Raw genomic sequence first — 20,131 nt, forward strand, 5'->3', positions numbered from 1 at the left:
GGTCAGGTGCCGTCCTGGTCCGCGTCGACCGAGAAGTTGATCACTGAGAGATACCCGTCGCCGTCCTCGACCACCTTCATCAGCATGGTCTCGGCAAAGATGTTGTCGTTGTCGTTGAAGGTGTCCCGCCCGGTGTGCGCGGCGTACGGCGCGGCGGCGTACACCCGGCTGTTGAGGGCCTCGTCGAACATCATCTGGGTGGTGAGCACCCGGTCGTCGCCCACGTGCACCATCGCGTGGATGTGCGTGGTGCGGCCCCGGTACCAGCCCGGCCAGACGGTGGTGAACTCGACGATCCCGTCGGCGTTGGTGACCTGCGCGCCGCGCAGGTAGCGCTTGTCGTCGGTCGGCGTCAGGTCCCCCGCCGACCCCGCGCCGCCGCCACCCGGGGCCGCCCCACCGCCGGGCGGGCTACCGGTGGGCGGGTTGCCACCCGACGCGCCGCCTGGCGGATTGCCGCCGGACGGAGCGCCGCCGCCCGAGGCCCCGGACGACTGCGCCTCGGCGCCCGAGTACAGGCCCTCGGCGTCACAGTGCCAGATCTCCACGACCGCGTTGGCCAGCGGCCCGCACTGCTCGCTGTCCTGCACCCGGATCGCCACCCGCAGCCGGGTGCCCGCCCGGTCCTCCCGGATGTCACTGCGGATCCTGTCGGCGTCGAAGTAGTACGGGCCCTGGGTGGTGCTCGCGGTCAACGTGCAGGTGTTCGCCGCGCCGAACAGCGCGGCCAGGTCCGCCGACGTGCCGGCGGTCGCCTGCGGGGACACGGTCTGACCGGTCGACGTGGTGACGGTGCCGCCGTCCCGGCCGCAGGCGGCGAGCAGACCGGCCAACCCGATCGAGCCGACTCCGGCGATCAACCGGCGGCGGCTGACCCGCTGCCCCTCGTGGTGGTCGAGGTCGTGGCGCATGTCGTTCCTCCCGTGGGTCGGTGCCTCTCGGCTGGTCCCGACGGTAGGCAGGCTGCACGGACGCCCTCTGTGCCGCTCCTGTGCCACGACTGTGAATGGTCACCCCGGACGCACCTGCGGGGCCCCTCCCGGTGGGAGGGGCCCCGCAGGTGCGTCGGGTCAGTGCGCGCCGAGGTGGGCGAGCAGGTCCTGCCGGGTCAGCACGCCCTTGGGCTTGCCGTCGACCAGCACCAGAGCCGCGTCGGACTTCTCCAGCATGCTCACCGCCTCGCTCACCGGCTGACCGCCTCCGATCATCGGCAGCGGGTCGGCCATGTGCCGCTCGATGGTGTCGTGCAGGTGCGCCTGGCCGGTGAACAGGGCGTCCAGCAGATCCCGCTCGGCGATCGAACCGGCCACCTCGCCGGTCACCACCGGCGGCTCGGCCTTGAGCACCGGAAGCTGGGAGACGCCGTACTCGCGCATGTAGTCGATGGCGTCGCGGACGGTCTCGGTCGGGTGCACGTGCACCAGCTCGGGCAGGCCGCCCGGCTTGCTGGCCAGCGCGTCGGCGACCGTCGGCTCGGTGCCGGAGTGGTCCAGGAAGCCGTACCGGGCCATCCACCGGTCGTTGAAGATCTTGGACAGGTAACCCTTGCCGCTGTCCGGCAGCAGCACCACGACCACGTCGTCCGGGCCGGCGGCGCGGGCCACCTCCAGCGCCGCCACCACCGCCATCCCGCAGGAGCCGCCGACCAGCAGGCCCTCCTCGCGGGCCAGCCGCCTGGTCATCTCGAAGGACGCCTTGTCGGAGACCTCGACGATCTCGTCGGCGATCCCCCGGTCGTACGTCTCCGGCCAGAAGTCCTCACCGACCCCCTCGACGAGGTAGGGCCGGCCGGTGCCGCCGGAGTAGACCGACCCCTCCGGGTCCGCCCCGATCACCTTCACCCGCCCCTCGGACGCCTCCTTGAGGTAGCGCCCGATGCCGGAGATGGTGCCGCCGGTGCCGACCCCGGCAACGAAGTGGGTGAGCCCGCCCCCGGTCTGCTTCCACAGCTCCGGCCCGGTCGTCTCGTAGTGCGAACGCGGGTTGGCCGGGTTGCTGTACTGGTCGGGCTTCCACGCGCCGGGGATCTCCCGGGCCAGCCGGTCGGAGACGTTGTAGTAGGAACGCGGGTCCTCCGGGGCGACGGCGGTCGGGCAGACCACCACCTCGGCCCCGTACGCCCGCAGCACGTCCTGCTTGTCCTGGCTGACCTTGTCGGGGCAGACGAAGACGCAGTGGTAGCCCTTGAGCTGGGCGACCAGCGCCAGCCCGACCCCGGTGTTGCCGCTGGTCGGCTCGACGATCGTGCCCCCGGGCCGGAGGATCCCGGCGGCCTCGGCGTCCTCCACCATCCGCAGGGCGATCCGGTCCTTCACCGAGCCGCCCGGGTTGAGGTACTCCACCTTGGCCAGCACGGTCGCCCGGATGCCCGCGGTGACGTTGCGCAGCCGCACCAGCGGGGTGTTACCGATCAGGTCGACGACGTTGTCGTAGTACTGCACCTCGTTGTGCCCTTCGTTGCGGCGCCGGGGACGGCGGCCTGGCAGACGGTCCTTCGTCGCTCAGCGTACGTGCCCTCAGAGGGTCACATGACCGGGGATGACGGAGGCCCGGCGGGCCTCCCACTCCAGGAAGCGCTCGGTCTCCGACAGCACGCTGCCGGCCAGCCAGGTGACCATGACCGCGTCGTCCACCAGACCGAGCACGGTCAGGAACAGCTCCGGCACCAGGTCGACGGGCGACACGACGTAGACCGTCGCCGCCGTCATCATCGCCAGCCGCAGGCCGCCGTCGTACTCGCCCCGGGCGGTGGCCCGGATCATCCGGGGCAGCGCCGCCAGCCGGGCGCCCAGCGACGGACCGCCCCGGGCACCGGCCGCCAGCGACCGGGCCAGCGCCGTGAAGGCCGCGGTGCGCTTCAATGTCCTACCCATCTCATCCAGCCCCTCTCCACCGACCAGCGTGACTGGCCCGCGCAAGTCGTCGCCACCTGCGGCGGGCGACCACGGATGGGCCCCGCCCCCGGATCAGGTACCCAGAACCGTCGCCGCCCAGCCCCGAAAACCGGCCGTCCCGACGGAAGCGGGGTGACGCTGCGGCGCGATAATGTCGCTGTATGGGGGTGGCAGGTTCCGTCGTACCGCCCGGTCCGCGCTGGCACCGCGCCCGGCAGGTGGCCCGGCTGGCGGCGATCGGCACGGGTGCCACCGCGGCGGCCGTCGCCGCGACCGGCGGCGTGCTGCTCGGGCAGGCCCGGCAGGCCCGGCGCACCATTCCGATGGCGCAGGCCCCTCCCCCGCGCTGCGACGGCGTCTACGCTGCCAAGATCCCCGGGCCACCGCTGACCATGGTGATCCTCGGCGACTCCTCCGCCGCCAGCTACGGGGTGGCGCGGCGACGCGAGACCCTGGGCTCGCTGCTGGCCACCGGGCTGTCCCGACGGCTGCACCGGGCCGTACGGGTGCACCGCTTCGCCGTGGTCGGCGCGCTCTCCGCCGGGCTGCGCCCACAGGTCGAGGCGGCCCTGGAGTGCACGCCGGACGTCGCGGTGATCCTGGTCGGCGGCAACGACATCACCAACCGCACGCCCTACTCCGTCGCGGTCCGCCACCTGGTCGACGCGGTCCGCACGCTGCGCGCCGCCGGTTGCGAGGTGGTCGTCGGGACCTGCCCCGACCTGGGGGCGATCCGGCCGATCCAGCCCCCGTTGCGCTGGCTGGCCCGCCGGTGGAGCCGGCAGCTCGCCACCGCCCAGACGGTCGCGGTGGTCGAGGCGGGCGGGTGGACGGTCTCCCTCGGTGACCTGCTCGGCCCCCGGTTCGCCGCCGAGCCGACCCGGATGTTCGCCTGGGACCGGTTCCACCCCTCCGCCGAGGGTTACGCGATGGCCGCCGCCGCGCTCCTGCCGACCGTGCTGTCGGCGCTCGGTAGCGGGGAGCGCCGGCCGACGCTGGCCCCGGGCGAGGGCGTACGGTCGCTGCCCCAGGCGGCCCACGAGGCGGCCCGCAACGCCGGCACGGAGGTCAGCGGCACGCAGGTCCGGGGCCGGGACCACGGCCCGGCCGGCCGCTGGGCGCAGCTACGGCGGCGGGCCTTCTTCGGCGTCGGCCCGGTGCCGCAACCCGGCACCGCCGCCGACTCACCCCAACTGGAGGGACTGGCATGAGCGAGCACAGCGAGCGAACCACCGGGTGCCGCGGGTGCCCCGCCGGGCCGGTCACCGCCGCCGTGGGCACCCGGGCGGTGACACCGTGACCGGCCGCTCGCTCGGCGGCGAGCTGGCCGTACGCCTCGGCAAGGCCGCGGCGGTCTCCCTGGTCGCCGGGACGCTCGGCGGCGCGGCGGTGCTCGCCGGTCAGGCGGTGGCGGCCCGTAACCGCGACTACGCCCAGCCGGAGCTGGGGCTGGCGCTGCGGGCCACGGTCGGCCGGGTCGGTGCCCCGCTGCTGCGGCTGGTGCTGCTCGGTGACTCCTCGGCGCTCGGCGTCGGGGTGGCCCGCTTCGACGAGACGGTCGGCGGTCAGCTCGCCCACCTGCTGACCGAGGGGCCGACCGGCCGTCGGGTGCACCTGTCCAGCGTGGGGGTGTCCGGGTCCCGCTCCACCGACCTGTCCACCCAGGTGGCCCGGGCGCTGCTGGGTGACCGGCCGGACGTCGCGGTGGTGCTGATCGGGGCGAACGACGCCACGGCGATGAGCCGGCCGGCGGAGGCGGCGGCGTACCTCGCCTCGGCGGTGCGCCGGCTGCGGGAGGCCCGGGTCGAGGTCGTCGTCGGCACCTGCCCGGACCTGGGCGCGGTGCGCGCGGTGGCCCCGCCGCTGCGGCAGGTGATCGGCTGGTCGGGCCGGCGGGTCGCGCGGGCGCAGACCGCCGCCGTGCTGGAGGCCGGCGGCACGGTCGTCGACCTGGGTACGGAGACCGGCCCGGTGTTCCGGGCCGACGCCGGGACGCTCTGCCACGACGGCTTCCACCCGTCCGCCGACGGGTACCGGGTCTGGGCGCACGCCCTGTTGCCGGCGGTCGTCGCCGCCGCGAACGTCGCCTCCCGGCACTGACCGGCGTCGATCCCGTCCCGCCGGCTGCGACGTGTCGCGGCCGGCGGGCGGGTCCGGCCGGGCCGGCACGGGTGACATTTCCCGCTGGTCGGCGTCCTTCCGCGCCAAGTTACCGTCAAGTTAACGTTGGTTCATGCCGATTGAGTCGTCCCGCGACGCCGTCATCGTCGCCACCGCCCGGTCCCCCATCGGCCGCGCGTTCAAGGGTTCGCTGCGCGAGGTCCGCCCGGACGACCTCGCCGCCACCATCGTCCAGGCCGCGCTGGACAAGGTTCCCGGGCTCGACCCGACCACCATCGACGACCTCTACCTCGGGTGCGGGCTGCCCGGCGGCGAGCAGGGCTTCAACATGGCCCGGGTGGTCGCCACCCTGATGGGCCTGGACGGGCTGCCCGGAGCCACGCTGACCCGCTACTGCGCGTCGTCGTTGCAGACCACCCGGATGGCGATGCACGCGATCCGGGCCGGGGAGGGCGACGTCTTCGTCTCCGCCGGGGTCGAGATGGTGTCCCGGTACGCCCGGGGCAACTCCGACACCCTGCCACCCGAGGCGCAGGCGCTGGTCGGCGGCGGTTGGGAGAACCCGCGCTTCGCCGAGGCGCAGCAGCGGTCGGCGGCCCGCGCGCAGGGCGACGCCGAGGTGTGGACCGACCCGCGCGAGGTCGGGCAGCTCCCCGACATCTACCTCGCCATGGGGCAGACGGCGGAGAACCTGGCCCAGGTGTACGACGTCACCCGGGAGGAGATGGACGCGTTCGGCGTCCGCAGCCAGAACCTCGCCGAGAAGGCCATCGCCGACGGCTTCTGGGCCCGGGAGATCACCCCGGTCACCACCCCGGACGGCAGCGTGGTCGACACCGACGACGGGCCGCGTGCCGGGGTCACCCCGGAGGCGGTGGCCGGGCTGAAGCCGGTCTTCCGCCCGGACGGCCGGATCACCGCCGGCAACTGCTGCCCGCTCAACGACGGGGCCGCCGCCGTGGTGGTGATGAGCGCCCAGCGGGCCGACGAGCTGGGGTTGACCCCGCTGGCCCGGATCGTCTCCACCGGCGTCACCGCCCTGTCGCCGGAGATCATGGGCCTCGGCCCGGTCGAGGCGTCCCGGCAGGCGCTGCGCCGGGCCGGGATGACCGTCGACGACGTCGACCTGGTCGAGATCAACGAGGCGTTCGCCGCCCAGGTGATCCCGTCGTACCGGCAGCTCGGCATCCCGCAGGACAAGGTCAACGTGATGGGCGGGGCGATCGCCGTCGGCCACCCGTTCGGGATGACCGGTGCCCGGATCACCGGCACCCTGCTCAACGCCCTGCAGTGGCACGACGCGACGATCGGCCTGGAGACCATGTGCGTCGGCGGCGGTCAGGGCATGGCGATGGTGCTCGAACGGCTCAGCTGAGCCCTACAGCGCGCCGCGGGTCGCCGTCACCAGGGCGGCGGCCCCGGCCAGCACCGCCTCCGGCGGACCGGCCGCGACCAGGTCCGCCGCGACCACCCGGAGCTGGTCGGGCAGCGCCATCGGATGCGCCAGCCGGGGCACGTCCCGCCGTGGCCCGCCCTCCGCGTCGGCCGCCAGGTCGGCGACCTCCTGCACCAGCTTGTGCACCAGGTCGGCCCGGGACACGTTGCCGCCCGCGGCGACCGCCGCCCACCGCGGCTGCTGCCAGTGGCCCACCTGACGGACCAGCGACGTCACCGCCCGGTCCAACTCCGCTGCGCTCATCGTCGGCGAGTCTACGCACCACCGGCCGGCCCCGGGCCGGCCGCGCAGACGACGACGCCCGCCACCGCAGGGTCGCGGTGGCGGGCGTCGGGTGCGACAACCGTCAGTCGTCGCCCTGGAAGTAGCTGATCAGGCGCAGCATCTCCAGGTAGAGCCAGACCAGGCTCACCACGATGCCGAACGCGGCGGTCCAGGAGTAACGGGCCGGCAGCCCCATCCGGACGCCGTCCTCGACCTCCTTGAAGCTGAGCACGAAGCTCAGCGAGGCGACCACGATGCAGACCAGGCTGAACCCGATGGCCAGCGGGCTGCCGTCGCGCAGGCCGGTGTTCACGCCGAACAGCGCGAGCACCAGGTTGATCAGCATGACGGCGAACAGGCCGGCCATCACGGCGATCATGCCCTTGACGAACTTGGGGGTGGCCCGGATGACGCGCGCCTTGTAGAGCATGGTCATCACGAAGAAGACGCCGAAGGTGGCGACCACGGCCTGGAGCACGATGCCCTGGTAGGCCGTCTCGTAGACCTTGCTGACCAGGCCGACGAACGCGCCCTCGACGATCGCGTACGCGACGACCAGGGCCGGGTTGGCGACCCGGGAGAACGAGATGATCAGGCCGAGGACCAGGCCGACCATCGCGGCGCCGATCCAGGCGACGCCGAGCACCGAATCCGGCACCACGATCCAGGCGGCGGCGGCGGAGACGCCGAGGATGGCCAGGAGCGCGACGGTCTTGACGACGACGTCGTCGACGGTCATCGTGCCGGACACCGTCGGGGCGACCGGGGAGCCCGGCTGGCCCGGGTACTGCTGCGGAATGCCGGGCTGTCCGTAACCGTACGGCCCGGGCTGGGCGTACCCGGCGGAACGCTCCCGCTCGGCCGCCTGGCCGAGCCGGGCGAGCACCGGGTTCGAGGTCTTCACTGTCTCAGGCCTCCCTCAGGGGGTCAGTCGCACGCAAACGTGCTCTTCCAGGGTAAACGGCGGGGCACGACCGCCGCCGGTCGGGAGGCTGTGGGAAAGCTGAGAGTGTGGTGCCCGGGGCGGGTCTCGAACCCGCACGCCTTGCGGCAGCCGCTTTTAAGGCGGCCGTGTCTGCCGTTCCACCACCCGGGCAGGGGCGCGTCACGTCGATGCGCGACGGTGCAGTCTCACGGTAGCCGTTCCGCGTCGCCCCGGCGTACCCCGTCGACCCGTGCCGGACGGTGAACGCCGGTCGCCCCCACCCGGGAGCGGGCGGGGGCGACCGGCGCGTCGGTGCGGCGGTCAGGCCGCCCTGCTGGTGATCGGGATCGGCTGCGACGCCTCGGCGAACTCCTCGCGCGGGTCGTGCAGCTGGCCGAGCGCGACCACCTCACGCTTGAGGAAGAAGGCCAGCGACCAGTCCACCACAACCCGGACCTTGCGGTTGAACGACGGGATCCGGCTCATGTGGTACGTCCGGTGCATGAACCAGGCCGGCCAACCCGTCATCTTGATGCCGTACACCTGGGCGACGCCCTTGTGCAGACCGAGGCTGGCCACGCTGCCGGCGTGCTTGTGCTTGTAGTCGACAGGCTCCCGGCCCCGCACCACCAGCGCGATGTTGTCGGCCATCCGGGCGGCCTGCCGCACCGCGTGCTGGGCGCTCGGCGAGCAGTAGTTGCCCGGCTCCTTGGTGAGGTCCGGGACGGCCGCGCAGTCGCCGGCGCTCCACGCCCCCTCGACCACCCGGTCGCCGTCGACCACCTGGAGGGTCGGCAGGCAGGTGACCCGCCGCCGCTCGTCGCGGGGGAAGTCGGTGCGGTCCAGCATCGGCGACGGCTTCACCCCGGCCGTCCAGACGATGGTGTCGGAGCGGAAGCTGTCGCCGTCGGAGAGCTTCACCACACCGTCGACGCAGGACTCCAGCCGGGTGTCCAGCCGGATGTCCATGTTCCGCTTGAGCAACTGCTGCACCGTGTACGCGCCCATGTCCCGGTCGACCTCGGGCAGCACCCGCTGGGTCGCCTCGACCAGCACCCAGCGCATGTCGTCGGGCTCCAGCTCCGGGTAGTAGCGCAGCGCGTCGCGGGCCATGTCCTCCATCTCGGCCAACGCCTCGATGCCGGCGTAGCCGCCACCGACGAAGGTGAAGGTCAGCGCGGAGCGACGGACCTCGGGGTCCGGCGTGGCGGCGGCCACGTCGAGCCGGTCCAGCACGTGGTTGCGCAGGTAGATGGCCTCGCCGATGGTCTTGAAGCCGATCCCGTGCTCGTGCAGCCCGGGGATCGGCAGGGTGCGGGACACCGAGCCGGGAGCGACGACCACGTGGTCGTAGGGGATCTCCCGGGTCGGGCCGGAGATCGGCTGCACCACGGCGGTCTTGCGACTGTGGTCGATCCGGGTCACCGCGCCCGCGACGACCTTGCACTTGCGCAACTCCCGCCGCAGCGGCACCACGGAGTGCCGGGGCGAGATGTTGCCGGCCGCCGCCTCGGGCAGGAACGGCTGGTACGTCATGTGCGGCTGCGGGTCGACCACGACGACCTCGGCCTCACGGGAGCTCAGCTTCTTGGACAGGCGCAGAGCGGCGTACAGGCCCACGTGCCCGGCACCCACGACAAGGATCCGCTTCGGATTCACGTATCCATCTTTCCCCGGGCGGCTGCGGTAATACCCCTCGAGACCCCCATCTGTGACGGAGCACAACACCTGTGAGCTGCGCAACGTCGCGCTATCTGCGGCGCAGCAGCCAGCCCAGCAACCCGGTCAGACCCACCGCCACCAGCAGTCCCACCACCGTGGCGGTCTGGAAACCGTCATCCGGGCCGAGTTGCCCCGAGCGGGTCAGCAGCACCCCGATCACCGCCGAAGCCAGCACCACCGCGCCGGCCCGGATGAGCCAGCGCAGCACGACGTCCGGGTCGATCGCCCCGTCGTAGGGCAGCACGGCCAGCAGGGCGCAGAGCGTGTGTCCGAGGTAGAGCAGGGTCGCGACCGCCAACAACCGCCACAACGTGATCGGCCGGTCGTAACCGGCCGAGGCGAACACCCAACCGCCGACCGTGACCAGCGCGGCGAAGGTCGGCCAGATCCGGCGCGGGGCCACCGCCGGCAGCACCGCCACCACCGTCAGCGCGAGCAGCGACCGGGCCTGGAACAGCTCCACCGGGTACGCCAGCAGCAGCCCGGCCAGCACCACCAGGAAGGCGAGCCCGCGCACCAGCAACGGCAGCAGGGCCACCCGGCGTACCGCCGTGCGCGCCGCCCGGACCCGCTCCCGGGCCGCGTCCACCGGGCTCACCGGCCACCCACCCGGGGTGCGGTCGCCAGCCGGGCGACGTCCCGCAGCACCTGGTCCAGGCTGCCCGCGCCCGCCCAGCCCACCACCGGCACGCCGTGCTCCCGCAGCTGCGTGATCATCGTGTCCCGGTCCAGCCGCCACAGCCGGTACGCCACCGGCGCCCAGCCCCGCTCACCGGGCGGGGCGAGATCGGTCGGCAGGGTGTCCACCGCCACCACGAACCGGCCGCCCCGGGCCAGCCGGGCCAGCATCTGCGCGGACCGCTCGTCGAGCAGCGGGGTCAGCACCACCACCAGCGCGTCGGCGGAGAGCACCTGCGGGCCGAAGACCTGGTCGTACGGCTCGTGCGGGGAGGACTCGGCGTGCACGTCGAGCAGCCACTCCAGGACGGTCAGGTACTGCCGGCGGCCGGTGGCGGGGCGCAGCCGACGGGCCGCCGGGCCGTACTCCAGCAGGGCCACCCGGTCACCCCGGTGCAGGTAGTGCTCGGCGATCGCGGCGGCGGCCCGGACCGTGGTGTCCAACACGGACGCCGCCCCGGCCACCCCGCCGGAACGCCCCGCCTCGGCCAGCACGTCGAGCAGCACGACCACCTCGGCGTCCCGGTCGGACAGGGTCGACGCCACGTGCAGTTGCCGGGTGCGCAGCGACACCCGCCAGTCGATGCGGCGCAGCCGGTCCCCCGGCCCGAAGACGCGTACCCCGGCCAGTTCGCCGCCCTCCCCCGGCCGCCGCGAGTGGTGCGCGCCGACCAGCCCGGCGGCCCGGGGCATCGCCTCCACCGCCTCGAACGGTTCGGTCTTCGGGTACACCCGCATCCGCACCGGCTCGGTGAGCACCGCGCGGGAGACCAGCAGCCCGTCGGCGGCGGCGGCGCGGGCACCGGCCGGCCCGATCGGGTGCCGCCCCCAGCGCAGCGCGGTGCCGGTCAGCTCCAGGTCGACGGCGGTGCCGCTGGACAGCGCGGTGACGAACGGGCGGTCGGCCCCACCGGCGCGGCTGACGTCCAACCCGATCCCGCCGAAGTCGGCCCGGCGTACCGACAGCCACGGCGAGACCCGGGTCCGAACCACCACCACGTCGTACGGCACCGTGTCCGGGTTGCCCACCACCACCGCGCCGGCCAGATCGCCGCCCTCGACCAGCTGGGCGTCCCCGGCGGTGATCTCCAACTGCGGGGCGGCGGTGGGCCGGCGGCGCAGCGCGTACGCGGTGCCGAGCGCGAACGGGGTGGCCAGCACGACCAGGTCGACCCGGCCGAGCAGCACCGCGGCGATCAGCAGCAGCCCGGTGAGCAGCACCGCCCGGCCGAGCGCCCAGGTGGGCGACCAGCCCGCCGCCGGCTCCTGACGGTCAGGCACGACGATCAGCGCCCGGCCCGGCCGGCCGCGTAGCTGGGCAGCGCGCCGCTGGCCGGCGCCGGGGTCTGCTCCAGCACCTCACCGACCACGAACGACGGGTCGACCCGACGCAGCCACATCTCCGGGCGCAGCGTGATCCGGTGCGCCAACGCGGGGGCCGCCACCTCCTTGACGTCCTCCGGCACCACGTAGTCGCGGCCGGCGAAGACGGCCCGGACCCGGGCCAGCAGCAGCAGCGCCAGCGAACCCCGGGGGGAGGCCCCGACCAGCACCGACGGGTGTTCCCGGGTGGCCGCGGTGAGGTCCACGATGTACTTGCCGACGGAGTCCTCCACCACGACGTCCTCCAGCGCGGCCTGCATGGCCCGCAGGGTGCCGGCGTCGACCACCGGCTCGATCTGCGCCTCCTCGCGGCGGCGGTCCATCCGGCGGCGCAGCACCTCCCACTCCTCGTCGCGCTGCGGGTAGCCGAACGACACCCGCAGCAGGAACCGGTCGAGCTGCGCCTCGGGCAGCGGGTACGTCCCCTCGTACTCGATCGGGTTGGCGGTGGCCAGGACGTGGAACGGCTCGTCGAGCCGGTAGGTGACGCCCTCGACGGAGACCTGCTTCTCCTGCATCGCCTCCAGCAGCGCCGACTGGGTCTTCGGCGGGGTCCGGTTGATCTCGTCGGCGAGCAGCAGGTTGGTGAACAGCGGGCCGGCCCGGAAGGAGAAGTCGCCGCTGCGCTGGTCGTAGAGGAACGAACCGGTGACGTCGGCGGGCAGCAGGTCGGGGGTGAACTGGAGCCGGCGGAAGTCCAGCCCGAGGGCCTGGGCGAAGGAACGCGCGGTCAGCGTCTTGCCCAACCCCGGCAGGTCCTCCAGCAGCACGTGCCCGCCGGCCAGGATGCCGGCGAGCACGAGTTCCAGGGCCTCCCGCTTGCCGACCACGACCGTGCCGACCGCGTCCAGCACCGCCCGGGCCAGGTGGCCGACCTCCGTGGCGGGAATGCTGCGGTCCACGTCGTTCATCAGATCTTCTCCAGTTCGGCGACGATCGCCGCGAGGTCGCGCGGCGACGGGGGACGGCGGGAGGGGGTGTCGAGGAAACTCCACAGCGGCTCCCCGAGCAGGGCCCGGGCCCGGGGCGGGTCGGACTCCCGGGTCAGGCCGTGGCGTTGGCGCAGCCGCTCGTCGGCCAGCTCGCCGAGGCGGGGCAGGATGCGTTCGGTGAACCGTTCGGCGTTGTCCGAGGACCAGTCCAGCGGGCGTTCCCAGCCGTTGATGGCGGCCCGCAGCGCGTCCCGGGCCGCCCAGTTGTAGGTGCCCGGCTCCTCACCGGCGGGGGCGCGGGCACCGCCCCGGGGCGGGGGCGGTGGGGCCAGCGCGGCGGTGACCCGGCGGACGGCGAGCACCGCCAGCACCCCGGCCACCACGATCCCGAGCGACAGTTGCAGGCCGACCGCGCGCAGCCCGACCACGACCACGGCGGTCACCCCGGCGGCGGTCAGCAGCAGCCGGAACACCTGCCGGGCGCGTCCGCCCCGGGCCCGGCCCGTCCGGGCCGGCGGCTCCTCCTCGAAGGAGAACAGGTCGTCGAGGCCGGTCGACTCGCTCACCATGCCACCTCACCGGGTGCGCCGTGGCGGGCGGTCACGCCGGCACCTGCGGGTCGGCCAGGGCGGTGAGTTCACCGCGCAGCCGGCGCAGCGCCCCCCGGGCCTGGTCCCGCATCCGGGCGTCGACGGCCCGGGTGGCGTAGCGGGCCTCGCGGTAGACGTGGGCGAAGCCGTCCAGCACGTCGGCGCTGGCGATGGCGGGCACGCCGGCCGCCGGGTCGCCGCGCAGCAGCCGGGTGACCAGGTCGGTCGGGGTGTCCCCGGTGAGCCTCGGCACGCCGGCCTCGGTGGCGGCCTCCTCCAGCCGCACCCAGCAGGCGATGACTGCGGTACGCGGGTCGGTGTCGGCGTCGTCCAACTCCTCCAGGCCGGCGTCGAGCGCGGCCACCACCTCCCGCGCGGTGCCCTCGGCGGTACGTCGGGCCCGCGCCACCGGCACCGTCCGGGTGGTCCGCCGCAGCGCGCCGCGCAGCAGGGTGAAGGCCAGGTAGCCCAGGGCGGCCAGGATCGCCGTGGCGAGCAGCCCGATCGCCGCCGTGGCGATCCACTGCGGGACGCTCGGCCGGGTCTGCGCGGCCTCGGTACGCGGCTCGACCGGGATCGACCGGGCCGGCTCGGCGGAGGGGTATTCCGGTACGTAAGGGATGTTGTCGGCGGCCGGAGGGATGCGGCTGGCCCCGATCGACGAGTGCCCGGCGGCGAGCGCGGCGGCCAGCAGCAGCAGCGTCACCAGGGCGACGGGCCACCACCTGCGCAGTACGCCGAGGTCCATCGCCACCGTCCCACGCTGCTCAGTCCACCCCCGCGAGCTGTTTCGCCCGGGCGAACACATCGTCAAGCATCTGTGTGGTCAACCGCCCGGTGAAGGTGTTCTGCTGGCTGACGTGGTAGCAACCGAGCAGATCGGGAGCGGCCGACCCGGACCAGTGTGCCCCATGGCCGAAGACCGGTCGCGGGCTGGGCGGCCGGACGCCGTACACCTGGCGTAGCACCGGCCACCACGCCGCCCAGGCGAACGCGCCGAGCGCGACGACCACCCGCAGGGTGGGTCGGATCAGCGCCACCTCCCGGTGCACCCACGGGGCGCAGGTGTCCCGCTCGGCCGGCGTGGGCTTGTTGTCCGGCGGGGCGCAACGCACGGCGGCGAAGATCCGGACGCCGGTGAGGGCGAGGCCGTCGTCGGCGGCGACGCTTGTCGGCTGGTTGGCCAGCCCCGCCCGGTGCAGGGCGGCGAAGAGCACGTCGCCGGAGCGGTCGCCGGTGAAGACCCGGCCGGTCCGGTTGCCGCCGTGCGCGGCCGGGGCCAGGCCGAGGATCCCGATCCGGGGTTCGGACACCGGGCCGGGCGGGGTGGCCGGCGGGCCCGCGCCGCCGCGCCCGGTGCGGTTGTCCGGGGCGCCGAAGCCGGGCACCGGGCGGCCCCAGTAGTCCTGGTCGCGGAACGCGGCACGCTTGGTCCGGGCGACCTCCTCCCGCCAGTCGACCAGGCGCGGGCAGGCGAAACAGTCGCTGACCGCCGCGTCGAGGTCGGCCAGGTCGGTCGCCCGCGCGGCGCGGGCGACCACCTCGGCGGGGGTACGGGACTCAGCCAAGCTTGGCCCGGAAGAGTTCGAGGGTACGGGCCCAGGCGGTGGCGGCGGCCCGCTGGTCGAAGTTCTCCGGCCGGTCCTCGTTGAAGAACGCGTGCGCGGTGCCCGGGTAGTCGTACGTCTGGCAGGTGCCGCCGGCGTTCTCCACGGCCCGGCGCACGGTCTGTACGCCGTCGGCGGCGGACAGGCCGTCGGCCTCGGAGCAGTGCACGACGGCCGCCTTGCCCGCGTAGTCGGTCCACTCGGTGGGCATCCCGTCCCACGGCAGCCGGGGGTAGAAGGCGGCGGTGGCGACGATCCGCTCGGCCCGGGTGGCCGCCCACAACGCCAGGCTGGCCCCGGCGCAGAAGCCGGCGCAGCCCACCTTGCCGGTCACCTCGGCCCGGCCGGCGAGGTATTCCGCCGCCACGGCGATGTCGGCCGCCGCCTCGTCCATCTGGACGCTGTTGAGCATCTGCCGGGGCTCGCTCGGCTTGCTGGCGGGCTGGCCGTGCCGGAAGTCGGGGGCCAGCGCGACGAAGCCGGCGTCGGCGAACCGGTCCACCACCGAACGGATGTGCGGGACGAGGCCCCACCAGTCCTGGATGACGATGACCGCCGGGCTGGCCGTGCCGCTGGACGGTATCGCGAGATACCCCTCGCCGGTCCCCGCGTCGCGGCGGTAACGCACCATCTCGCCCATCGGCCCGTCCTCCTGTCGGTCAGTCATCGTTGGCTGGTCGCAGGGCGTTCCTACGTGTCGGTAGCCTGCCACGCCGTACGCGTGCCGGGAAGATGCCGGAACAGTGGCATATACCTCCCGTTCACCGAACGGTGGCGTGCAACACGCCGACGGCGGCGCGGGAATCCCGCGCCGCCGTCGGCGGATCGTCGTACCGGCCCGGTCAGGCCCTGCCGGCCGACCCGGTCAGGCCCTGCCGGTCACGCCTTCTTGGTCAGGCAGAGCAGGTAGCCCTTGCCGCCCGGGGCGATGTTGTAGAAGACGTAGCCGTCCTCACCCTCCTTGATGTACTGCTCGCACGCCTTGCCGGTCTTGGCCTGCGCCTCGGTCTGCTCCTCGACCCGGCCGACCACGTTGTATACGGCCTCGGTCGAGGTGCACTTCACCACCTTGGCGTCGCTGACCGACTTCTCCTGCGTGCCGGTCACCTCCGGCAGCTCGGCGATGCAGTCGCCGGCCTTCGCCTCGGCCGTCTCGTCGGGGTTGAGGAAGTTGCCGATGGCGCTGGCGACGCCGAACTTCAGCGCCGCGATCACCAGGAAGGCGACGATCGCGCCGATGATGCCGAGCGCCTTCTTCGCGCCGCCACCCTTCGGCTCCTCCGGCTGCGCGGCGGTGGCCGGGGTCACCGGTTCGGGCTGGCCCACCTGCTCTGCCTGCGGCGCGGGGGACGATGCGACCTGCTCTGACACTGAATTTCCTTCCGAGGGGTGAATGAGCAGACGACAACGTAGCGACGAAGATCAGCGCGTGCTGCCCCGCCCCCATCGTCCGTTCAGCTATTTCCCAGGAACGACAGGTCAACCGGTGACGGTGGGCAGGGGTGCCCCCGCCGGCCCGGACACCGAGGGCGACGCGACCGGCACGGATCCGGTGGGCACCGGGGTGCCCGGTGCGGTGGCCGTCGGCAGAGGGGTACCCGGTGCGGTCGGCGACGGCGACCCGCCGGGGTCCACGCCGGACCCGGGCGGGAGCGGGGCGACGGCCGGCGGACGCGGCCGGAACGGCGCCTGCTGCGGGCAGTACGGGTAACCGCGCTGCACCGGGTTGACGTCGGGCAGGGCGGGATCGTCGCAGGCCGGCCAGCCCAGCCGGATCGGGGTGCCGTTCTGGTCGAAGAGCCGGGCGTTCTCCACCAACCGCCCCTCGCTGTCGTAGACGTAGACGTCCTGCACCTCGTTGTACGGGTTGTCCACCGAGGTCGACTCGTAGCCGTACTCGTAACCGGAACGGGCGTGGTCGTCCACGTTCGCCACCGCGCCGATCGCGAACATCGCCAGCACCGCCGAACTGGCGTGCAACGCCCAGCGCCGCCAGGACCGCAGCTCGGGGGTGCGCCGACCCAACCAGACGGAGCCGTAGAGCAGGCCGGCGAACATCAGCAGGCCGACGAACTCGTTGCCGTCGAGCCGGGGCAGCAGGCCGAGCGGGCCGTCGGTGCTGATCCCGGTGAGCAGCATCGCGGCCAGGTAGGCGCGGGCCACCCACCACGCCGGGCGCAACAGCCGCAGGAACTCCCCCGCCGTGGCGTGGCCGAACACGGGGCCGAACCGGCTGTCGAGCCGGTCGATCCGGGCCCGGGCCCGCCCCAGCACGGCGGCGATCCGCCGTTCCAGCACCCGCCGGCCGGCCGCCGGGTCACCCGCCCCGGCGGCGGCGCGCAGCTCCGCCGCGTACGCCTCGGGGGTGCCGAGCCGGTCGACCAGCGAACCGTCGGCCTCGGCGGCGACCTCGGCGAGGTGTTCCGGGAGGTCTTCCGTCAGCTCCTCGCGGACCTGCGGTGGCAGGTCGGCCAGTGCCGCCCGCACCCGCTCGACGTAGTCCGTTATCTCCTGCCCAGTGACGGTCATGCCGCCATCCCCCGATCGTCGAGCAGCTGGTCCATCGTCGTGGCGAACGCGCGCCAGGTCTTGCCGGAGCGGGTGAGCTGGTCACGGCCGGCGGCGTTGAGCGCGTAGTACTTGCGGTGCGGGCCGGCCTCGCTCGGCACGACGTAGGTGGTGAGCAGGCCGGCGGCGAAGAGCCGGCGCAGGGTGCCGTAGACCGAGGCGTCGCCGACCTCCTCCAGCCCGGCCTCGCGCAGCCGGCGCAGGATGTCGTAGCCGTAGCCGTCGGAATCCCGCAGCACGGCGAGCACGGCCAGGTCGAGCACACCCTTGAGCAGTTGTGTGGTGTCCACGCATCACACACTACTGTGCAATGCGCACTACCGTCAACAACGCGATACCAGGCCCGAACTCCCGCCTCACCCTGCCCCCTGCTCCCGCTCCGACCCCTGCTCCCGCTCCGCCCCAGCTCCAGTGATCAAGAGGTTCGAGTCATCCCCGCCCCAAATTTCGGCGCAAACCTCTTGATCACCACACCCTTGCCCCGGTGATCAAGAAGTTTGCGTCACCCCCGACGGGGTTTTCTGACGCAAACCTCTTGATCACCGGGCTCGACGTCGAGCGGGCGAGGGCGGGGAGAGGGCCGGGAGGAGAGAGAGGGCCGGGGGAGGGTGTTGGTCAGGGGTCAGACGGGTTGCTGACTCCAGGCGATGCCGTCGAGGATGTCGTGTTCGGAGGCGACCACCGAGGACATCCCGGCCCGCTCCATGATCACCTTGAGCACCAGCGCGCCCGCCCCGATCACGTCCGCGCGGCCCGGGTGCATCACCGGGATCGCCAACCGCTGCGCGGCGGTCCGGCCCAGCAGGTCGGCGGTCACCCCGGCAACCCGCTCGTACGGCACCCGGGCGTGGTGGATGCGCTGCGGGTCGTACTCCTGCAGGTCCTGGGCGATGGCGACGACGGTGGTGACCGAACCGGCGAGCCCGACCAGCGTGGCGGCCTCCCGGCCGGGGACGGCGGCGAGCGCCCGGTCGACGGCGGCGGCGATGTCGGCCTGCGCGGCGGCGACCTCGTCGACGGACGGCGGGTCGCCGTGCAGGTGCCGTTCGGTCATCCGGACGCAGCCGATGTCGACCGAGATCGCCGCCTGCACCCCGGAGTCGCGGGTGCCCACCACGAACTCGGTCGAGCCGCCCCCGATGTCAACCACCAGGTACGGCGGCTCCGCGTCGGCGGGCAGCCCCCGCACCGCGCCGGTGAACGACAGCCGGGCCTCCTCGTCGCCGCTGACCACCTCGGGCGCGACCCCGAGGGTCTGCTCCACCATGGCCCGGAAGTCGGCCGCGTTGCTGGCGTCCCGGGACGCCGAGGTGGCGCACATCCGCACCCGGTCGACGCCCAGCTTGTCGATCTCGGCGGCGTACCCGGCCAGCGCCACCCGGGTCCGCTCGATCGCCTCCGGGGCCAGCCGACCGGTCCGGTCGACGCCCTGACCGAGCCGGACGATCTCCATCCGGCGGGCCAGGTCGACCAGTGGGGCCTGCGGCCCGGCCGACGGATCGGGCAGGTCGGCGACCAGCAGACGGATGGAGTTGGTCCCGCAGTCGATGGCGGCCACACGCGTCGTCACGGCAGCAACCCTACGGCAGCCGCCGGCCGCCCACCCCGGCACCGACCGCGCACGCGCAGCCCCCGACCGGGCACGGGGGCACCGACCGCGCAGACCCAGCCCCCGACCGGCCACGGCCGGCACCGACCGGCGGCGGTCACCGACGCCGGGACAGTCGTCGCAGCAGCAGCCACGGCACCCAGGCCAGCACGGCGAGCAGCACCAGCAGCGCCACCAGCGGCGCCCGCCACCACGGGTCCACCGTCGCCGGTGGCGGGTCGGCGGGCGCGGACACCCACGGGCGGGCGGTCTTCGACCAGGCCAGGAAGGCGTCGCCGATCGGGAGCAGGCCGAAGGCGTACCGGCGGGTGTGCGGGGTGTCCAGCGGAAAGCCGACCAGTTCGCCGTAGTTGGCCAACGCCCCGGCCAGCGCGTCGTCGCCCTGCACCTGGGCCGCGCCGAGGGTCACCACGGTGGCGGAGAAGCTCACCCCGAGCGGCAGCGGCCCCGAGTCGACGTCCCCCGGACCGTCCAGACCGCGTGGATACTCCCGCACGGCCGGACCGAGCCCCAGCGGCGACACCACGAACCCGGTGCGGAAGCGCAGGTACTGCTCGCGGGCGAAGGTCGGGTCGATCTCCGGCAGGAACCGCTGGATGACGCTCTGCGAGGTGCCCCGGGCCACCTCGGCCGGTGCGCCGGTGCCCGGGTCGACCCGGTGCGGCAGCAGGCCGGTACGCGGGTCGAGCCGCTGGCGTACGCCGTCCAGCCAGCGTGCCACGGTCCGGTCGAACCGGGGCGGCAGCAGGTGGTCGTGCAGCCGCAGCGAGGCCACCGCCACCGTCGAGTCGACCGGCCACGCCTGCCCCGGGTAGGCGGCGAGGTACGGCGTGGCCGAGGCGTCGAACGCGGCGGCCAGCGTGGTCGACGCCTCGGTGAACCGGCGTACCTCGTCCGGGTCCCGCTCCGACACCGGTTGCAGGGCGAGCACCCCGCCGCGCAGCCAGTTGGTCCAGCCGGCGTGGAAGACGCCGTACGCCGGGGTCAGGTCGGCGCTGAACGGGGCCGTGCCGGCCGGGGACTCCAGCCGGGCCAGCGCCCACCGGGCCTCCCGTAGCGCCTCGTCGCGCCCCTGCGGTGGTTGCCGCAGGCCGGTCTCCACCCGGGCCAGCCCGTACAGCGCGTGGGCGAAGAACCAGCCCTCCGGGAACATCGCCTGGGCGTCCTCGCCGGCACCGTCGTCCAGTTCGGTCCGCAGGTAGTCGAGTTGCCGGTCCACCCCGGGCGGTTGGCGGTCGACGCCGCCGGTCGCGGGGGCGATCAGCCGGGCCACACTGACCAGCGCGAACAGGGTCACCAGGGCGGCGGGGACGGCAACCAACCGGCGCAGGATCGTCACCGGCCCAGGGTGCCGGGCCGGGTCAAGACACCGCGACCGTCAC

At 73.9% G+C, this 20,131-nt stretch carries 21 protein-coding genes and 1 tRNA gene; 3 read left to right on the forward strand and 19 right to left on the reverse strand.

Features of this window, described 5'->3' with window-relative positions:
- Positions 1-2 precede the first annotated feature (2 nt).
- The 3 genes from ACN265_RS26855 to ACN265_RS26865 form a co-directional block, all read right to left on the reverse strand.
- The gene (locus ACN265_RS26855) at positions 3-911 is read right to left on the reverse strand and encodes a hypothetical protein (RefSeq protein ID WP_421410402.1); all 909 of its coding nucleotides are present in this window, start codon (positions 909-911) and stop codon (positions 3-5) included.
- Positions 912-1,070: 159 nt separating this feature from the next.
- On the reverse strand, positions 1,071-2,441 hold the full coding sequence (locus ACN265_RS26860) for a cystathionine beta-synthase (RefSeq protein ID WP_204928291.1): 1,371 nt from the start codon (positions 2,439-2,441) through the stop codon (positions 1,071-1,073).
- Positions 2,442-2,516: 75 nt separating this feature from the next.
- Positions 2,517-2,873, reverse strand: a complete 357-nt coding sequence (locus tag ACN265_RS26865; protein WP_204928292.1) for a YkvA family protein — start codon at positions 2,871-2,873, stop codon at positions 2,517-2,519.
- 182 nt (positions 2,874-3,055) lie between these two features.
- Here ACN265_RS26865 and ACN265_RS26870 point away from each other — a divergent pair, with 182 nt between their 5' ends.
- The 3 genes from ACN265_RS26870 to ACN265_RS26880 all read left to right on the forward strand — a co-directional run bounded on the left by ACN265_RS26870 (position 3,056) and on the right by ACN265_RS26880 (position 6,390).
- Positions 3,056-4,105 (forward strand): SGNH/GDSL hydrolase family protein, encoded by a 1,050-nt coding sequence (locus ACN265_RS26870; RefSeq protein WP_204928293.1) that lies wholly within the window; start codon positions 3,056-3,058, stop codon positions 4,103-4,105.
- Positions 4,106-4,190: 85 nt separating this feature from the next.
- On the forward strand, positions 4,191-4,994 hold the full coding sequence (locus tag ACN265_RS26875) for an SGNH/GDSL hydrolase family protein (RefSeq protein ID WP_420118854.1): 804 nt from the start codon (positions 4,191-4,193) through the stop codon (positions 4,992-4,994).
- A 133-nt stretch (positions 4,995-5,127) separates the two neighbouring features.
- A complete protein-coding gene (locus ACN265_RS26880; RefSeq protein WP_421410406.1) occupies positions 5,128-6,390 on the forward strand; it encodes an acetyl-CoA C-acetyltransferase in 1,263 nt (420 codons plus the stop codon).
- Positions 6,391-6,393: 3 nt separating this feature from the next.
- Here ACN265_RS26880 and ACN265_RS26885 read toward each other — a convergent pair whose 3' ends face one another.
- The 16 genes from ACN265_RS26885 to ACN265_RS26960 all read right to left on the reverse strand — a co-directional run bounded on the left by ACN265_RS26885 (position 6,394) and on the right by ACN265_RS26960 (position 20,088).
- Positions 6,394-6,714: a hypothetical protein gene (locus ACN265_RS26885; protein ID WP_421410407.1), complete on the reverse strand. Its 321-nt coding sequence runs from the start codon at positions 6,712-6,714 to the stop codon at positions 6,394-6,396.
- Positions 6,715-6,817: 103 nt separating this feature from the next.
- Positions 6,818-7,639 (reverse strand): Bax inhibitor-1/YccA family protein, encoded by an 822-nt coding sequence (locus ACN265_RS26890; RefSeq protein WP_088642890.1) that lies wholly within the window; start codon positions 7,637-7,639, stop codon positions 6,818-6,820.
- A 108-nt stretch (positions 7,640-7,747) separates the two neighbouring features.
- A tRNA-Leu gene (locus ACN265_RS26895) sits at positions 7,748-7,831 on the reverse strand.
- Between the two features lie 150 nt (positions 7,832-7,981).
- Positions 7,982-9,319, reverse strand: coding sequence for an NAD(P)/FAD-dependent oxidoreductase (locus ACN265_RS26900; RefSeq protein ID WP_420118857.1), 1,338 nt, complete (start codon positions 9,317-9,319; stop codon positions 7,982-7,984).
- 91 nt (positions 9,320-9,410) lie between these two features.
- A complete protein-coding gene (locus ACN265_RS26905; protein WP_421411637.1) occupies positions 9,411-9,971 on the reverse strand; it encodes a hypothetical protein in 561 nt (186 codons plus the stop codon).
- A 5-nt stretch (positions 9,972-9,976) separates the two neighbouring features.
- Positions 9,977-11,341, reverse strand: coding sequence for a DUF58 domain-containing protein (locus ACN265_RS26910; RefSeq protein WP_372444654.1), 1,365 nt, complete (start codon positions 11,339-11,341; stop codon positions 9,977-9,979).
- A gap of 5 nt (positions 11,342-11,346) precedes the next feature.
- Complete coding sequence (locus ACN265_RS26915) at positions 11,347-12,354, reverse strand: AAA family ATPase (protein WP_204928298.1); 1,008 nt, start codon at positions 12,352-12,354, stop codon at positions 11,347-11,349.
- A complete protein-coding gene (locus ACN265_RS26920; protein WP_421410411.1) occupies positions 12,354-12,941 on the reverse strand; it encodes a hypothetical protein in 588 nt (195 codons plus the stop codon). The genes ACN265_RS26915 and ACN265_RS26920 overlap by 1 nt, the downstream gene beginning before the upstream one ends.
- 34 nt (positions 12,942-12,975) lie before the next feature.
- Positions 12,976-13,713 (reverse strand): DUF4129 domain-containing protein, encoded by a 738-nt coding sequence (locus ACN265_RS26925; protein WP_421411639.1) that lies wholly within the window; start codon positions 13,711-13,713, stop codon positions 12,976-12,978.
- Positions 13,714-13,732: 19 nt separating this feature from the next.
- Positions 13,733-14,506: a uracil-DNA glycosylase gene (locus ACN265_RS26930; RefSeq protein ID WP_421411641.1), complete on the reverse strand. Its 774-nt coding sequence runs from the start codon at positions 14,504-14,506 to the stop codon at positions 13,733-13,735.
- 19 nt (positions 14,507-14,525) lie between these two features.
- The gene (locus ACN265_RS26935; RefSeq protein WP_420118650.1) at positions 14,526-15,212 is read right to left on the reverse strand and encodes a dienelactone hydrolase family protein; all 687 of its coding nucleotides are present in this window, start codon (positions 15,210-15,212) and stop codon (positions 14,526-14,528) included.
- Positions 15,213-15,451: 239 nt separating this feature from the next.
- Positions 15,452-15,943 (reverse strand): LppU/SCO3897 family protein, encoded by a 492-nt coding sequence (locus tag ACN265_RS26940; RefSeq protein WP_232378857.1) that lies wholly within the window; start codon positions 15,941-15,943, stop codon positions 15,452-15,454.
- 108 nt (positions 15,944-16,051) lie between these two features.
- Complete coding sequence (locus ACN265_RS26945) at positions 16,052-17,101, reverse strand: HAAS signaling domain-containing protein (RefSeq protein ID WP_421410414.1); 1,050 nt, start codon at positions 17,099-17,101, stop codon at positions 16,052-16,054.
- Positions 17,098-17,430, reverse strand: a complete 333-nt coding sequence (locus ACN265_RS26950) for a PadR family transcriptional regulator (RefSeq protein WP_088642881.1) — start codon at positions 17,428-17,430, stop codon at positions 17,098-17,100. The genes ACN265_RS26945 and ACN265_RS26950 overlap by 4 nt, the downstream gene beginning before the upstream one ends.
- A gap of 332 nt (positions 17,431-17,762) precedes the next feature.
- Positions 17,763-18,698 carry an exopolyphosphatase gene (locus ACN265_RS26955; RefSeq protein ID WP_421411643.1) on the reverse strand — a complete coding sequence of 312 codons (936 nt, stop codon included), beginning with the start codon at positions 18,696-18,698 and terminating at the stop codon, positions 17,763-17,765.
- Positions 18,699-18,846: 148 nt separating this feature from the next.
- On the reverse strand, positions 18,847-20,088 hold the full coding sequence (locus tag ACN265_RS26960) for a hypothetical protein (protein ID WP_421410417.1): 1,242 nt from the start codon (positions 20,086-20,088) through the stop codon (positions 18,847-18,849).
- Positions 20,089-20,131 lie beyond the last annotated feature (43 nt).

It is taken from the genome of Micromonospora sp. WMMD730 (genome assembly GCF_049178955.1).
GTDB lineage: Bacteria > Actinomycetota > Actinomycetes > Mycobacteriales > Micromonosporaceae > Micromonospora > Micromonospora wenchangensis.

Excerpts from the sequence above, each read along its gene's own strand:
- ACN265_RS26855 (WP_421410402.1), bottom strand. The coding sequence starts at position 911 with ATGCGCCACGACCTCGACCACCACGAGGGGCAGCGGGTCAGCCGCCGC.
- ACN265_RS26865 (WP_204928292.1), bottom strand. The coding sequence starts at position 2,873 with ATGGGTAGGACATTGAAGCGCACCGCGGCCTTCACGGCGCTGGCCCGG.
- ACN265_RS26870 (WP_204928293.1), top strand. The coding sequence starts at position 3,056 with ATGGGGGTGGCAGGTTCCGTCGTACCGCCCGGTCCGCGCTGGCACCGC.
- ACN265_RS26880 (WP_421410406.1), top strand. The coding sequence starts at position 5,128 with ATGCCGATTGAGTCGTCCCGCGACGCCGTCATCGTCGCCACCGCCCGG.
- ACN265_RS26885 (WP_421410407.1), bottom strand. The coding sequence starts at position 6,714 with ATGAGCGCAGCGGAGTTGGACCGGGCGGTGACGTCGCTGGTCCGTCAG.
- ACN265_RS26915 (WP_204928298.1), bottom strand. The coding sequence starts at position 12,354 with ATGAACGACGTGGACCGCAGCATTCCCGCCACGGAGGTCGGCCACCTG.
- ACN265_RS26925 (WP_421411639.1), bottom strand. The coding sequence starts at position 13,713 with ATGGACCTCGGCGTACTGCGCAGGTGGTGGCCCGTCGCCCTGGTGACG.
- ACN265_RS26935 (WP_420118650.1), bottom strand. The coding sequence starts at position 15,212 with ATGGGCGAGATGGTGCGTTACCGCCGCGACGCGGGGACCGGCGAGGGG.
- ACN265_RS26945 (WP_421410414.1), bottom strand. The coding sequence starts at position 17,101 with ATGACCGTCACTGGGCAGGAGATAACGGACTACGTCGAGCGGGTGCGG.